Raw genomic sequence first — 13109 nt, forward strand, 5'->3', positions numbered from 1 at the left:
GAACTCAGCGCGGCAGGTCCGGCCCGCAGTTCGTCACGCCGGCGAACAGGTCGGTCTCCGGCAGCGGGGCGTTCGTGGTGTCCAGGTCGCGGAAGTAGTGCTCCTGGACCGCGAACGCCCCTTCCGCGTACCGCCCCGGGTAGCACTGCACGGCCTTGCGCTTCACGTCGGCCACGTCGTCGATGTCGATCGTCGTCGCACCCCCGCCGGCGGTGAGGTAGAGCTTGGCGGGGATGCCGGTGCGGTAGACCGCCGACTTCGCCACCCGGACCGCGTGCACGTGGTCGCGGTGAGCGCCGTGGTGCGTGACCACGACCTGCGGCCGGTAGCGCTCGACCAGCGCCGCGACCCGGCTGGCGGCGATGTTCACCGGGATGGCGCAGAACCCGCCCTGCCCCACCTCACCGTCCTCACCGGAGTCGAGGTAGCCGAGCGCCTCCAGGTCCGTGACGCCCAGTACGTCGGCAGCGGCCTGCAGCTCCGGGTTCTGCGCAGGGCCGGTGCAGGTGACCAGGACCGTGCGGACGCCCTGGCGGGAGTACAGCGCCAGCGCGCCGCCGGTGGTCGCCGACTCGTCACCGGAGTGGGCGTGCAGGACGAGGAGGGTGCGCGGTACGGGTAAGTGCACGCCGGGGAACGTACCCGAGGACCGGGTCGTGGCCCGGTCGCCGCGCTGGAGCGCTGTTCCCGGAGCCCTGCCCGGACTCCGGCTCCACCGCGACCCGCGTCAGCGGCCGATGAACGTCGCCCTGCCCGGCCCGTCGGTCAGGAAGCTGTGCACGGCGTTCGGCAGGTCCTCGGTGTCGAACAGGGCCGCCGCGATCGTCGTCACGTGCGCGTCGGCCTCCGGGACGCCACCGTGTTCGAAGTGGGCGAGCACCTGCTTCGTCGCCGCGTGCGCCTGGGTCGGGCCCACGGCCAGGCCGTGCGCGAACCGTTCGGCGGCCAGCGCGAAGCCCTCGTCGGGCAGGACGCGGTTGACGACGTTCCAGCGCTCCAGCGTCTCGGCGGAGTACAGGTCGCCGGTCATGACGAGCTCCTTGGCGCGGCCGACGCCGGCGCGGGCGGCCAGGCGCTGGGTGCCGCCCATCGTCGGGGTGAGGCCGACGACCTTCTCGACCAGGCCGAAGCGGGCGCTCTCTGCGGCGAGGACCAGGTCGCAGGCCACCGCCAGCTCGAAGGCCCAGGTGAGGCACAGGGAGTGGGCGGCGAAGACGGTGGGGATCGGCAGCGCGGCCAGGCGCTGGGGGAGCAGCATCATGCGGTCGAACAGGGCCTGGGCGTCGGAGCGGTACTCCTGGGCGGCGAACAGGGAGACGTCCACGCCGCCGGAGACGACCCTGCCGGCCGCGTTGACCAGCAGGCAGCGGGCGTCGCCCAGCTCGTCGAGGGCGTCGTGGAACTCGGCGTCCAGCTCCAGGGTGTAGAGGTTGAGCGGGGGTGCGTCGATCGTGATGATCGCGAGCTCGTGCTGACGGGTCAGGTGGATCTTCACGGGTGCAGCCTCACAGCCAGTCGCGGCGTTTGAACATCAGGTACAGGTAGTAGGAGAGGGCCAGGATGCCCGCGGTGGCCACCCAGAAGCCCCACCGCTGGTCGTAACCGGGGTACGGGACGTTCATGCCGTAGTAGCCGGAGATGGCGGTCGGGACGGCGATGATCGCGGCCCAGCTCGTGACCTTCTTCATGATCGAGTTCAGGCGGTTGCCCTGGACGGCCACCTCGGCCTCGCGCAGGTTCGTCACGAGCTCGCGCAGCGACTCGGTCAGCTCCGCGGTGAACAGGGTGTGGTCCTTCACGTCCAGGTAGTACGGCATCAGCTCATCGGAGACCAGCGCGTGCTCGCGGTGGACGAGCGAGCCGAGGATCTCGCGCATCGGCAGGGCCACGCGGCGCAGCTGGACCAGGGCGCGGCGCAGCTTGAGGATCTTGCGGCCCTGGTGGGGGCGTTCCGCGTAGATGCTGTCCTCGACGTCCTCGACGTGGTCCTCCAGCTCCTGCGCGGCGGCGTGGTGGCCGTCGACCACGTCGTCGAGCAGGCCGTGCAGCAGGAAGCTGACCCCGGCGGAGGCGAGGTCGGCGCCCGCGTCCCAGCGGCGCAGCACGCCGTCGAGCGGGTAGGACTCGTCTTCCCGGACGGTGACCAGGACCCGCGGGAGCACGAACACGTCGACCTCGGTGGTCCTGACCTCGTGCTCGGCGTAGGTGACGGCGTGCATCGCGAGGAACAGGTGGGTGGGGTAGCGGTCGACCTTCGGGCGCTGGCGCTCGGCGAGGGCGTCCTCGATCGCCAGGTCGTGCAGGCCCAGCTCGTCGCGCAGCAGGCGGACGTCGGGCTCCGAGGGCGCGCACAGGTCGAACCACACCACGGCCGAGGGATCTTCCAGCAGGTGTGCGACGTCGGCGACCGGGAAGTCCTGGTCGACCAGTTCGCCGTTGCGGTACAAGCGGGTCCGGCCCATGGGTGACAACGATACGTAGATCCGCTCAGATGTGAGGTTCCGGCCCGAGTTCCCGCTACCCTCGAACCGGTGAAGGTGGACCAACCTCAGCGCATCGGCGACTACCTGCTGCTGGGCAGGCTCGGTCGTGGCGCCATGGGAACCGTCTACCTGGGCCAGAGCAGTGACGGAAGGCAGGTCGCGGTCAAGGTCGCGCGGGCAGAGCTCGCTGACGACCCGCGGTTCCGCGAGCGGTTCCGGCGCGAGGTGCAGATGGCGCGGGCGGTGGGCGGTACCGGAACGGCGGCCGTGCTCGACGCCGACACACGGGCACCGCGGCCGTGGATGGCGACCGAGTACGTGCCCGGCCCGACGCTGCAGGAGGCAGTCGAACGGCACGGGCCGCTGCCGGAGCACCACCTGAGACGACTCGCCGAGGGCCTGGCCGACGCGCTCACCGCGATCCACGGCGCCGGGCTCGTGCACCGCGACCTCAAGCCGGCGAACGTGCTGCTCGGCGCGGACGGCCCGCGGGTCATCGACTTCGGCATCTCCCGCGCGATGGAGCACACGGCGCTGACCGAGACCGGCATGGTCTTCGGCACGCCGGGGTTCCTGTCGCCGGAGCAGATCACCGGCCAGGAGGTCGGCTGCCCCAGCGACGTGTTCGCGCTGGGAGCGGTGCTGGTCTACGCGGCCACCGGCAGGGGACCGTTCGGCGAGGGCCCGACGGCGACGCTGCTCTACCGGGCCGCGCACGGCGAGCCGGACCTCGACGGGCTGCCCAAGTCGTTGCGGCCGCTGGTGCAGCGGTGCATGCACCGCGACCCGGCCAAGCGCCCGGAGCCCACCGAGGTCACCCGGCTGCTGGCGCAGGTCGCGAAGCCGCCGACGACGAAGCTGCCCGCCCCGATGACCCCGGCCGCCGCCACGTTCTCGACGTCGCGGATCGTGCCGTTCAGCTGGGGCGTGGTGAACCTGGCCGCCGCGCTGCTCGCCGCCGCCATCGCCGACCCGGCCGCCCAGGCGAACGGGGCGACGCAGCTGCTGGCGCTGGCCGCGTTCTGCGTGCTGGTGGTGCGGGCCGCGCGGTTCTTCGGCGCGTCCGCGCGCCGCAAGGTGGTCGTGGAGATCAGTCGCGAGGGCATCGCCACCACCCGCAACGGCAAGTTCCACCAGTACTGGTGGTACGAGCTGGCGCGCGTGCGGGTGGTGCCGCACAAGAAGCGCCCGTGGGTCGTGGTCTGGCTCAAGGACCCGGCGCCACGCCGGTTCTTCGGCGCCCACCACGGCGGGGTGCGGGTGTTCCCGATCGCCCACGAGCGCTCGCGCCGCCGCCGTGACCGCGAGGTCGCCGAGCTGCGCGCCGCACTGGCCTGGTACCTGCCGCGCTCCTACGACGGGCGCTGATCGGTCCACCCGCAGGTGGTCGTCACGGCTGGCGCCACGGTGCCCGGCACGCCAGGTGATGGCGTGGATCACATCGGGGTCGCACGTGCGGTCAGGCGGCCATCGGCAGATCGGCGCGGAGCACGGCGACGAGGTCCTCGCAGGACTGCCGGCCGGCCACGCCGTGCACGACCTGCCAGCCGGCGGGCACCTGCAGCACCGCCGGCCAGATCGAGTACTGGCCCGCCGGGCTGACCAGCACCAGGAACATGGTGTGAGCCGAAGCGAACGGGGTCATGCGTCCAGGGTGACGTGGACCACCTCGGGCGGCGCTCGGCGCGCGCTCAAGTCGCCGCCGGGTTGCCGCTGCGCGGAGTCCTCACGGCCACCGGGTGTCGGCGTGCCACACTGCTGCGCGCCGCGTTGCCCTGCCGCCCGCGAGCCACCCACCGGCTCTCGACGACAACGATGTCGGCGCCCAGGTTCCGGTGCCCCGCCCGAGTGTGGTTACGTGTGGTCGTGACTGTGGAACAGGTGGTCCTGCTCGGCGAGGACGGTTCGGCGATCGGCGTCGAGGACAAGGCTGTCGTGCACCACGCGGACACGCCGCTGCACCTGGCGTTCTCCAGCTACGTCTTCGACTCGGCCGGCAACACGGTGCTCACCCGCCGGGCGCTGCACAAGAAGACGTTCCCCGGCCTGTGGACCAACACGTGCTGCGGCCACCCCCTGCCGGAGGAGGACATGGCCGAGGCGGTGCGGCGGCGGCTGCGCGACGAGCTCGGCATGGACGTCGGCGTGCCCGAGCTGGTCCTGCCGGCATTCCGCTACCGGGCGGAGATGGACGGTGTCGTCGAGAACGAGATGTGCCCGGTGTTCCGGGTGCTGTCCGACGCCGAGCCGGTGCCGAACCCCGACGAGGTCGACTCGACCGAGCGCGTGCCGTGGAGCGTGTACGCCTCGAGCGTCCTGGACGGGACCCGGCCGGTGTCGCCGTGGTCCCGCCTGCAGGTCGCCGAGCTCGTGGAGCTCGGGCCCGATCCGCTCGCGTGGCCGGTGGCGGACCGGGCCGGGCTCCCTAAGGCCGTGGTGCTGTCACCACTGCAGTGAGCCGCCGTTCTGGTACTCGATGACGCGGGTCTCGAAGAAGTTCTTCTCCTTCTTGAGGTCCATCATCTCCGACATCCACGGGAACGGGTTCTCCGCCGGCTCCCACACGGGCTCGAGCCCGAGCTGTGCGCAGCGGCGGTTCGTGATGAACCGCATGTACTGCTCGCACAGCTCGGAGTTCAGCCCGAGGATGCCGTTCGGCATGGTGTCGCGGCCGTAGGCGATCTCCAGCTCGCAGCCCTCCGCGAGCATGGTGCGCACCTCCGCCTGGAACGCGTCGTCCCACAGGTGCGGGTTCTCGAGCTTGATCTGGTTGATCGCGTCGATGCCGAAGTTCAGGTGGATCGACTCGTCGCGCAGGATGTACTGGTACTGCTCGGCGACGCCGACCATTTTGTTGCGCCGCCCCAGGGACAGGATCTGCGCGAACCCGGTGTAGAACCACATGCCCTCGAACACCACGTAGAACGCGACGAGGTCCTTGAGGAACGCCCGGTCGCGGTCGGGTGTGCCGGTGCGGAACCCCGGGTCCTCCAGGTGCCGGGTGAACTGCAACGCCCACGCGGCCTTGTCCGTGATGGACGGGATCTCCCGGTACATGTTGAACAGCTCGCCCTCGTCGAGGCCGAGCGAGGTGCAGACGTACTGGAACGTGTGGGTGTGCACGGCCTCCTCGAACGCCTGGCGCAGCAGGTACTGCCGGCACTCGGGGTTGGTCAGGTGCCGGTACACGGCGAGCACGATGTTGTTGGCCACCAACGACTCCGACGTGGCGAAGAAGCCGAGGTTGCGCTTGATCATCAGGCGCTCGTCCGAGGTGAGGCCGTCCTTCGACTTCCACAGGCCGATGTCGGCCTGCATGGACACCTCGGTCGGCATCCACGCGTTGTTGCAGCCGGCCAGGTACTTCTCCCACGCCCAGTGGTACTTCAGCGGCAGCAGCTGGTTGACGTCCGCACGGCAGTTGATCATCGCCTTGTCGTCCACGCCGACCCGCGCGGCACCGGCGTCGATGATGTGGTCGGTCACTGGCAGGCCTCGCAGTCGGTGTCGGTGGTGGAGCAGGCGACGGGGGAGACGGCGTTGAGCTTGCCGTCGGTGCCCTGCAACGTGGACTTCTCCACGTGCGTCGCGCTCTGCGTCCGCAGGTAGTACGTGGTCTTGAGCCCGCGCAGCCACGCCAGCCGGTAGAGCTCGTCGAGCTTGCGGCCGCTCGGCGCGGCCAGGTAGAGGTTGAGCGACTGCGCCTGGTCGATCCACTTCTGCCGGCGCGAGCCCGCCTCGACCAGCCAGGCGCTGTCGACCTCGAACGCCGTGGCGTACAGGGCCTTCAGGTAGGGCGGCACCCGGTCGATCGCGCCGAGGCTGCCGTCGTGCAGCTTGAGGTCGGAGACCATCTGCTCGTCCCACAGCCCGCGCTGCTTGAGCGCCCGCACCAGGTGGGGGTTGACGACGGTGAAGTCGCCGGACATGTTCGACTTCACGTAGAGGTTGCGGTACAGCGGCTCGATCGACTGGTTCACGCCGGCGATGTTCGCGATGGTCGCGGTCGGCGCGATGGCCATGACGTTCGAGTTCCGCATGCCCTGCCGCACCTTGGCCCGCAGTGCGGCCCAGTCCATCGTGGACCCGCGGTCCTGCTCCAGCTCGTCCGCGGCGCGGTGCCGCGCGAGGATCTCGACCGAGTCGATCGGCAGGACGCCCCGCGACCACAGCGACCCGTCGAACGACCGGTACGCGCCGCGTTCCCGGGCCAGGTCGGCGGACGCCTCGATGGCGTAGTAGCTGATCTCCTCCATGCTGCGGTCCGCGAACTCCACGGCCTCCTGCGACGCCATCGGCGTGCCGAGCGTGAACAGCGCGTCCTGGAACCCCATCAGCCCGAGACCGACCGGCCGGTGCCGCAGGTTGGAGTTCCTGGCTTCCGGGATCGTGTAGTAGTTCACGTCGATCACGTTGTCGAGCATCCGCACGGCCGTGCGCACCGTCTTGCGGAGCCGGGCGTGGTCGATGCCGTCCTCGGTGACGTGCCGGGCGAGGTTGACCGACCCCAGGTTGCACACCGCGACCTCGTCGACCGCGGTGTTCAGGGTGATCTCGGTGCACAGGTTCGACGAGTGCACCACGCCGCTGTGCTGCTGCGGTGACCGCAGGTTGCACGGGTCCTTGAACGTGATCCACGGGTGGCCGGTCTCGAACAGCATCGTGAGCATGCGCCGCCACAGGTCCACGGCCTGGACCCGGCGGAAGACCTTGATCCCGCCACCGTCGGCCTTGGCCTCGTAGGCGCGGTACTTCTCGGCGAACTCGGCGCCGAACGCGTCGTGCAGGTCCGGCACCTCGTCGGGGGAGAACAGCGTCCACGTGCCGCCCGCGCGGACCCGGCGCAGGAACTCGTCCGGCACCCAGTTCGCGGTGTTCATGTCGTGGGTGCGGCGGCGTTCGTCGCCGGTGTTCTTGCGCAGGTCGAGGAACTCCTCGACGTCGATGTGCCAGGTTTCGAGGTAGGCGCAGACCGCGCCCTTGCGCTTCCCGCCGTTGTGGGCGAGGCCGGCCGTGGTCAGGTAGGACTCGTCGGTCTCGACCTCGAGGTCGAACACCTCGGGGACCACCTCGGTCTCCCGCACGTCGCGGACGCGCGAGAACACCATGCCCCGGTGCTCGACCCAGTCTGGCTCGGTGGTCGGGCGGCAGCCGGCGAGTTCGGCGATGCCCTCGACGGCGGGAACCCCGACGTCGAGGTCCTCGCCGGCAGAGGGGATGCCGAGGCGCAGCAGCTGGTAGCGGGCACCCGCGGCGAGCGACCGCGACGTCGTGGTGAAGTGGACCTCGACGCCGCGGGAGGCACCGCCGCTCGACTCCAGCAGGCCTTGCAGGAGCTTCCGGGTCTGGGCGTGCGGCAGGTGGGAGAACCTGCGGGCGATCCGCTTCCGGCGGTCGTCGTCGTAGAGGTCCTCAGGCGTGAACGGGAACGCGGAGGCACCCACCTCGGGTTCGGAGGCCCAGTGGATCCACACGTGGGTGTCGTCGCGGCCGTTCTCCCGGAAGGGGACACCGCGCGCCGACAGGTGCTCGCGGACGAAGTCCAGGTGCGCGTCCAGCCCGGGTTTCCCGGAGACACCCCACCGCACCCCGTCCTCCGACAGGTGCCCGCCACCGAGCAGGACGCCGTACAGACGAGCATCGTCCTCGCTGAAACCGGCGACGGGCACGACCTCCCGCGGAACCACCCTGGCGACGAGGTCACCCTTCTCCAGCCGACCGGCGTCCACCCACTCCGGCCGCACCTCGTCGCCGGCGAGCTGCTTGAGCGTCCGCGCGTTCTCCTGGCCGAGCGGCACGCCCCTGACGGCGTACAACGGGTGTCCGGCGGTGACCCTGAGGGGTGCGGCGGAGTGCTCGACCTCCACCTCGACCATCGGGTCGACCTGGTCGTAGAGCATGACGTCGGTGACCTCGCGGTAGGTGCCGCTCACCCCGAGCACGAGGTCGCCGGCCACGACGTCCCTGATCGCCTTGACGCCGTCGGCGGTGTGGACGCCGGTGTCCGGTGCGAAGCACTGGTTCACGGCCACGGCCGTGTCGTTCGCGATCTTCAGGAACGGCACCACGCCCTGCGACGTGCCGTTGGTGCCCCTGATGTGCGCGCCGATGCCGCGCACCGGCGTCCAGTCGTTGCCCAGGCCGCCCGCGAACTTCGAGAGCAGCGCGTTGTTGCTGATGCCGTGGAAGATGCCGCCGAGGTCGTCGGCCACGGTGGTCAGGAAGCACGACGACAGCTGCGGCCGGGTCGTCCCGGAGTTGAACAGCGTCGGTGTCGAGCACATGAAGTCGAACGACGACAGCAGCTCGTAGAACTCGACCGCGCGGGCGTCGGGGTCGTCCTCCTCCAGGGCGAGGCCCATGGCCACGCGCATGAAGAACGCCTGCGGCAGCTCGTAGCGGCGGCCGTCGCGGTGCAGGAAGTAGCGGTCGTACAGGGTTTGCAGGCCCAGGAACTGGAACCGGAGGTCACGGGACGGGTCCAGCGCCGATCCCAGGCGGGCCAGGTCGAACGAGGTCAGCCGGGGGTCGAGCTGGCCGCAGTCGACGCCGTGCCGCACGAACGAGGCGAAGTACGACGGGTAGCGCTCGGTCATCTCGGCGTGCGACAGCGGGACGCCGCACGCCTCGGTGCGCAGCCGGTCCAGCAGCAGGCGGGCGCTGACGCAGGAGTAGTCCGGGTCCTGCTCGACCATCGCGCGGGCGGCCATGATCGGCGCCAGGGCGAGCTCGGCGTCGGTGATGCCGTGGTACAGGTTCCGCTTGGTCTCGGTCAGCACCGCCTCGGCCGATGCGTTCGGAAGATCGGCACAGGCTTCCTCGATGACCACTGAAAGGCGGTCGGGCACGCTCTCTCCTCGCGAGCTGGGCCCAGGAGGAAAAGCGCATGCGCGCACCGTTCACCGGTGCACACAGCTGCCCTCCCTCGGGGCACCGTGTCGTGCGCGCAGGCTTGCGCGCACCCCGGTGGCAGGTCTTCGGACTCGTGGGCGTCGAACTCGCGCCTACCGGCCGTCGCTTCCCAGGTCTCGCGACCCAGTGCTTCGTTGACGGCTTTCGTTCCCACTCACCGCTGCGGGGCAGTCCCGGACTCGCACCGGGTTCCCTCTTGCCTCACCGGCCCGTTGTCCGGGCCGGTGAACCACCAGTGCGGCAGATACTACATGTGGTGGTGGGTCCTTGATCACCACCCAACATGCGTGTCCCCTGGGTAGGGTGGTCGGCGTGGGTGAGGTTCGGCCGCGGGTCTTCTACGGTGCTCTGCTCAGTGCGGGGCTCGCCTCCGCGTCGCTGTTCGCGGGAGCCGCGGCGCCGGTGACGAGCGGCGTGCTGGCCGGCTGCGCGGTCGCCGCGCTGGTCACGTCCCGGCGATCAGCGCGACCCCGAGGCTGATCATCACGGCGGCGATCACGCCGTCCAGCACGCGCCACGCGCGCGGCTTCGCGAACAGCGGGCTGAGCAGCCGGGCGCCGAACCCGAGCGCGGCGAACCAGGTGATGCTCGCCGTCACCGCGCCGACGCCGAAGAGCCAGCGGCCGGCGGCGATCGACCCGAGCAGCAGCACGGTGTCGAGGTAGACGTGCGGGTTGAGCCACGTCAGCGCGATCGCGGTGAGCACGGGCCGGTGCCGGGCGCCGGTGTCGGCGTGCAGGGCCTGCGGGCGCAGTGCGCGCCGCGCGGCCAGGAACCCGTACCCCAGCAGGAAGAGCCCGCCCACGACCGCGGCGACGGTGACCGCCTGCGGCCACCGGGTGACGATCGCGCCGAACCCGGCGACGCCCACGGCGACCAGGACCGCGTCCGACACGGCGCACACGGCGACCACCTTCGCCACCGCCTCGCGGCGAAGTCCTTGGCGCAGCACGAAAGCGTTCTGGGCGCCGATCGCGACGATCAGGGTCATCATGGTGCCGAAGCCGAGCAGCAGGTCTGTCACGCGGTCCACGCTATTGACGCGTTCTTGATGAGGCCAGCTGAAGATTCTTACGTACCATTAGCGCTCGTGATGGACCTCGACCTGGTGCGCACGCTGCTCGCGGTGGTGGACAGCGGCACGTTCGACGCCGCCGCCACCGCGTTGCACGTCACGCCTTCCGCTGTCTCGCAACGCATCAAGGCGCTCGAACAGCGCACGGGCCGGGTCCTGCTGGTCCGCGCCCGCCCGGTGCGGCTCACGCCGTCCGGTGAGGTGATCGTCCGCTACGGTCGGCAACTGCTGGCGCTCGACCAGGACCTCGGGGCGGCGCTCGGCGAGGACGCGGTCGTGCGGGTGCCGATCGCGGTGAACGCCGACTCGCTCGCCACCTGGTTCCTGCCCGCGCTGCACCGCGTGCCGCCCGAGCTGCGGATCTCGTTCGACCTGCACCGCGAGGACCAGGACCACACGACGGCGTTGCTGCGGCAGGGAGCGGTGATGGCGGCGGTGACGTCGTCGCGCGACCCCGTCGCCGGCTGCTCGGTGCGCAAGCTCGGCCACATCCGCTACGCCGCGATGGCCGCCGAGTCCTTCGTGAACCGGCATGCGGCCGGGCCGTTGAAGTCGTGGCTGCCGGATGCCCCGGTCGTGGTGTTCGACCGCAACGACGACCTCCAGGACCGCTTCGTCCGCACCCTGACGCGGGGCCGCGGCGCGTCCGAGCACCGCCACCACGTCCCGTCGTCCGAGGTCTACGTGCGCGCCGTCGCCACCGGCCTGGGCTGGGGCATGGTGCCGCCGCAGCAGGTGCTCGACGGCCTGGTCGACCTCGCTCCCGGCCGCACGGTCAGCGTCCCGCTGTACTGGCAGCAGTGGAAGCTCGACTCGCCCGCACTCACCGCCGTGGCCGAGGCGGTGGTGGCCGAAGCCGCGCAGGCGCTGCGCTGAGTCCCCGGGGTGGGGCGACGCGCCGCCGAACCGGGCTCGTGCTCCCGGCCGGGAACCTGTCCGGCGCCTGAGAGCATCCTGTCGGCTTCCTGAACCCAGGAACCCCGGGGGTTCACCCGCTCGTTGACCGGTTTGTGCTGATTCCTCGCCTCGCCGCCACCGGCGGTTCGCTCGCGGTCGTCGCGACCGTCGCCATGGTGGGCCTGCTCGACCTGACCGTCGGCGCGCTGCACCGCACGATCAGCGAGTACGCCCTGGGCGACTACCGCCCGGTGTTCGACGTGGCCGTGCTGCTGCTGGTCGCGGGCTCGGCCGGCATCCTCACCGCGCTGGTCCACAAAGGACTGACCCGGTGGCGGTCGGCGGGCTCGGTCGCGTTGCTGCTGTGGTCGTTCGGCCTGCTGCTCGTGGTCGTGTTCCCGAAGACGAACTGGGCGATGGGCACCAACCAGCTCAGCGGCAGCATCCACCGGTTCGGCAGCATGGTCGCGTTCGTGAGCCTGCCCGTCGCGGTCGTCCTGCTGGCCCGGCCGTGGCTGCGCGACCACGTCTGGGGGCGACACGCCAGGTGGACGATGGCGTCGGGTTTGTTGAGCGTTGTCGCATTCATGCCGCTGCTCTACGCCATTGTGCTGGGTGCGGTGTCGGACGTCCGGTGGTGGAACGTGTTCCCGTTGGGCTACATCGAGAGGATCTTGCTCGCCGCCGAGGTCCTGGCCGTGCTGGTCGTCGGGCTGTGGGCGATCTCGGCCAGTAGGGTTGCGCCATGGCGAGTTGGGGAGACCTCGCGGATTACGTCCGCGCCGAGTACGACGTCATCAGCGACCAGGGCGAGGAACTGAGGATCCTCTTCACCTTCGGGGACGTGGAGGAGGGCGACGACGACCGCACGCAGGTCGTGATCATCGTCCGGGAAGTGCTCGACAACATGCACGAATGGGTGCAGATCGCCTCCCCGTGCGGGCTGGCCGCGCAGGTGGACCTCCGCCGCGTGCTGGAGGAGGTGGGCAACTCCACCGTCGCCTGCGGCCTCGCGATCATGGGGGAGCACGTCGTGGTCCGGCACTCGTTGCCGCTCAAGGACCTCGACATCCACGAGTTCACCGACCCGCTGCACCTGCTCGCCGGCACGGCGGACACGCTGGAGGAGCAGTTCTGGGGAGGGGACGGCTACTGATGTTCGACCTGGCACCTGCCACCGACCGCCTGGCGGAGGTGGTGCGCGGGGTGACCGACCGCCACCTGTCGGCACCGACGCCGTGCCCGGAGTACGCGGTCGGCGACCTGCTCGACCACGTCAACGGCCTGGCCGTGGCGTTCACGATGGCGGCGCGCAAGACACCGCTGCGGGGCACCCCCTCCGGCGACGTGGCGCGGCTGCCGCTGGACTTCCGCGAGTCGGTGCCGGCCCGCCTGGCCGAGCTCGCGCAGGCCTGGCGCGCACCGCAGGCGTGGGAGGGCATGACCGCGGCGGCCGGCGTCGACCTGCCCGGCGAGGTGGCCGCGGCCGTGGCGCTGGACGAGGTCGTGCTGCACGGCTGGGACCTCGCACGTGCCACCGGGCAGCCGTTCGCGGTCGACGAGGACCTGCTCCAGGTCGTGCACGGCTTCGTGTCGTCGGTCGGTCCCGGCAACCGCGACGGCTCGCTGTTCGGAGCCGTGGTGGAGGTCGGCTCGACCGCGCCGCTGCTGGACCGTGTCCTGGGACTCAGTGGCCGCGACCCCGCCTGGAAAGTAGGTTAGGCTCCCCTAACGTGAGAGCG

At 70.8% G+C, this 13109-nt stretch carries 14 protein-coding genes and 1 riboswitch; of the genes, 7 read left to right on the plus strand and 7 right to left on the minus strand.

What is annotated here, in order from left to right:
- Positions 1-4: 4 nt before the first annotated feature.
- The 3 genes from AB0A63_RS08085 to AB0A63_RS08095 form a co-directional block, all read right to left on the minus strand.
- The gene (locus AB0A63_RS08085) at positions 5-628 is read right to left on the minus strand and encodes a PIG-L deacetylase family protein (protein WP_360386862.1); all 624 of its coding nucleotides are present in this window, start codon (positions 626-628) and stop codon (positions 5-7) included.
- A 99-nt stretch (positions 629-727) separates the two neighbouring features.
- Positions 728-1495, minus strand: coding sequence for an enoyl-CoA hydratase/isomerase family protein (locus tag AB0A63_RS08090; RefSeq protein ID WP_360386865.1), 768 nt, complete (start codon positions 1493-1495; stop codon positions 728-730).
- A gap of 10 nt (positions 1496-1505) precedes the next feature.
- The gene (locus AB0A63_RS08095) at positions 1506-2462 is read right to left on the minus strand and encodes a magnesium transporter CorA family protein (protein ID WP_360386868.1); all 957 of its coding nucleotides are present in this window, start codon (positions 2460-2462) and stop codon (positions 1506-1508) included.
- 69 nt (positions 2463-2531) lie between these two features.
- Here AB0A63_RS08095 and AB0A63_RS08100 point away from each other — a divergent pair, with 69 nt between their 5' ends.
- Positions 2532-3851: a serine/threonine-protein kinase gene (locus AB0A63_RS08100; protein ID WP_360386871.1), complete on the plus strand. Its 1320-nt coding sequence runs from the start codon at positions 2532-2534 to the stop codon at positions 3849-3851.
- 91 nt (positions 3852-3942) lie between these two features.
- Here the strand turns inward: AB0A63_RS08100 and AB0A63_RS08105 are convergent, their stop codons facing one another.
- Positions 3943-4128: an MbtH family NRPS accessory protein gene (locus tag AB0A63_RS08105; protein WP_360386874.1), complete on the minus strand. Its 186-nt coding sequence runs from the start codon at positions 4126-4128 to the stop codon at positions 3943-3945.
- 227 nt (positions 4129-4355) lie between these two features.
- Here AB0A63_RS08105 and idi point away from each other — a divergent pair, with 227 nt between their 5' ends.
- A complete protein-coding gene (gene idi, locus AB0A63_RS08110; RefSeq protein ID WP_360388326.1) occupies positions 4356-4940 on the plus strand; it encodes an isopentenyl-diphosphate Delta-isomerase in 585 nt (194 codons plus the stop codon).
- Here idi and AB0A63_RS08115 read toward each other — a convergent pair.
- Entirely contained in the window at positions 4926-5912 is a 987-nt protein-coding gene (locus tag AB0A63_RS08115; protein ID WP_360388329.1) for a ribonucleotide-diphosphate reductase subunit beta, read from the minus strand. The two genes, idi and AB0A63_RS08115, sit on opposite strands and share 15 nt — an antisense overlap.
- 53 nt (positions 5913-5965) lie before the next feature.
- The gene (locus AB0A63_RS08120; RefSeq protein WP_360386877.1) at positions 5966-9331 is read right to left on the minus strand and encodes a ribonucleoside-diphosphate reductase subunit alpha; all 3366 of its coding nucleotides are present in this window, start codon (positions 9329-9331) and stop codon (positions 5966-5968) included.
- 102 nt (positions 9332-9433) lie between these two features.
- Positions 9434-9644, minus strand: a riboswitch (cobalamin riboswitch).
- Positions 9645-9707: 63 nt separating this feature from the next.
- Between AB0A63_RS08120 and AB0A63_RS08125 the strand changes: the two genes are divergently transcribed.
- Entirely contained in the window at positions 9708-9875 is a 168-nt protein-coding gene (locus AB0A63_RS08125; protein ID WP_360386879.1) for a hypothetical protein, read from the plus strand.
- Here the strand turns inward: AB0A63_RS08125 and AB0A63_RS08130 are convergent.
- Positions 9841-10389: a LysE family transporter gene (locus tag AB0A63_RS08130; protein ID WP_360388331.1), complete on the minus strand. Its 549-nt coding sequence runs from the start codon at positions 10387-10389 to the stop codon at positions 9841-9843. The genes AB0A63_RS08125 and AB0A63_RS08130 overlap by 35 nt on opposite strands.
- 99 nt (positions 10390-10488) lie before the next feature.
- On the opposite strand from AB0A63_RS08130, the gene AB0A63_RS08135 reads away from it, so the two are divergent.
- From AB0A63_RS08135 to AB0A63_RS08150, 4 genes are all read left to right on the plus strand, one after another.
- Complete coding sequence (locus AB0A63_RS08135) at positions 10489-11346, plus strand: LysR family transcriptional regulator ArgP (RefSeq protein WP_360388334.1); 858 nt, start codon at positions 10489-10491, stop codon at positions 11344-11346.
- Positions 11347-11480: 134 nt separating this feature from the next.
- Positions 11481-12188, plus strand: a complete 708-nt coding sequence (locus AB0A63_RS08140) for a DUF998 domain-containing protein (protein ID WP_360386882.1) — start codon at positions 11481-11483, stop codon at positions 12186-12188.
- Positions 12113-12523, plus strand: coding sequence for a hypothetical protein (locus AB0A63_RS08145; RefSeq protein ID WP_360386884.1), 411 nt, complete (start codon positions 12113-12115; stop codon positions 12521-12523). The genes AB0A63_RS08140 and AB0A63_RS08145 overlap by 76 nt, the downstream gene beginning before the upstream one ends.
- Positions 12523-13089, plus strand: coding sequence for a TIGR03086 family metal-binding protein (locus AB0A63_RS08150; RefSeq protein WP_360386886.1), 567 nt, complete (start codon positions 12523-12525; stop codon positions 13087-13089). The genes AB0A63_RS08145 and AB0A63_RS08150 overlap by 1 nt, the downstream gene beginning before the upstream one ends.
- The last annotated feature ends 20 nt before the right edge of the window (positions 13090-13109 follow it).

The organism is Lentzea sp. NPDC042327 (assembly GCF_040647275.1).
In the GTDB taxonomy this organism is placed as follows: Bacteria; Actinomycetota; Actinomycetes; order Mycobacteriales; family Pseudonocardiaceae; genus Lentzea.

Bases quoted from the DNA above. Each gene is read 5' to 3' on its own strand.
- AB0A63_RS08105 (WP_360386874.1), bottom strand. From the start codon at position 4,128: ATGACCCCGTTCGCTTCGGCTCACACCATGTTCCTGGTGCTGGTCAGC.
- AB0A63_RS08135 (WP_360388334.1), top strand. From the start codon at position 10,489: ATGGACCTCGACCTGGTGCGCACGCTGCTCGCGGTGGTGGACAGCGGC.
- AB0A63_RS08130 (WP_360388331.1), bottom strand. From the start codon at position 10,389: ATGATGACCCTGATCGTCGCGATCGGCGCCCAGAACGCTTTCGTGCTG.
- AB0A63_RS08150 (WP_360386886.1), top strand. From the start codon at position 12,523: ATGTTCGACCTGGCACCTGCCACCGACCGCCTGGCGGAGGTGGTGCGC.
- AB0A63_RS08095 (WP_360386868.1), bottom strand. From the start codon at position 2,462: ATGGGCCGGACCCGCTTGTACCGCAACGGCGAACTGGTCGACCAGGAC.
- AB0A63_RS08145 (WP_360386884.1), top strand. From the start codon at position 12,113: ATGGCGAGTTGGGGAGACCTCGCGGATTACGTCCGCGCCGAGTACGAC.
- AB0A63_RS08115 (WP_360388329.1), bottom strand. From the start codon at position 5,912: ATGATCAACTGCCGTGCGGACGTCAACCAGCTGCTGCCGCTGAAGTAC.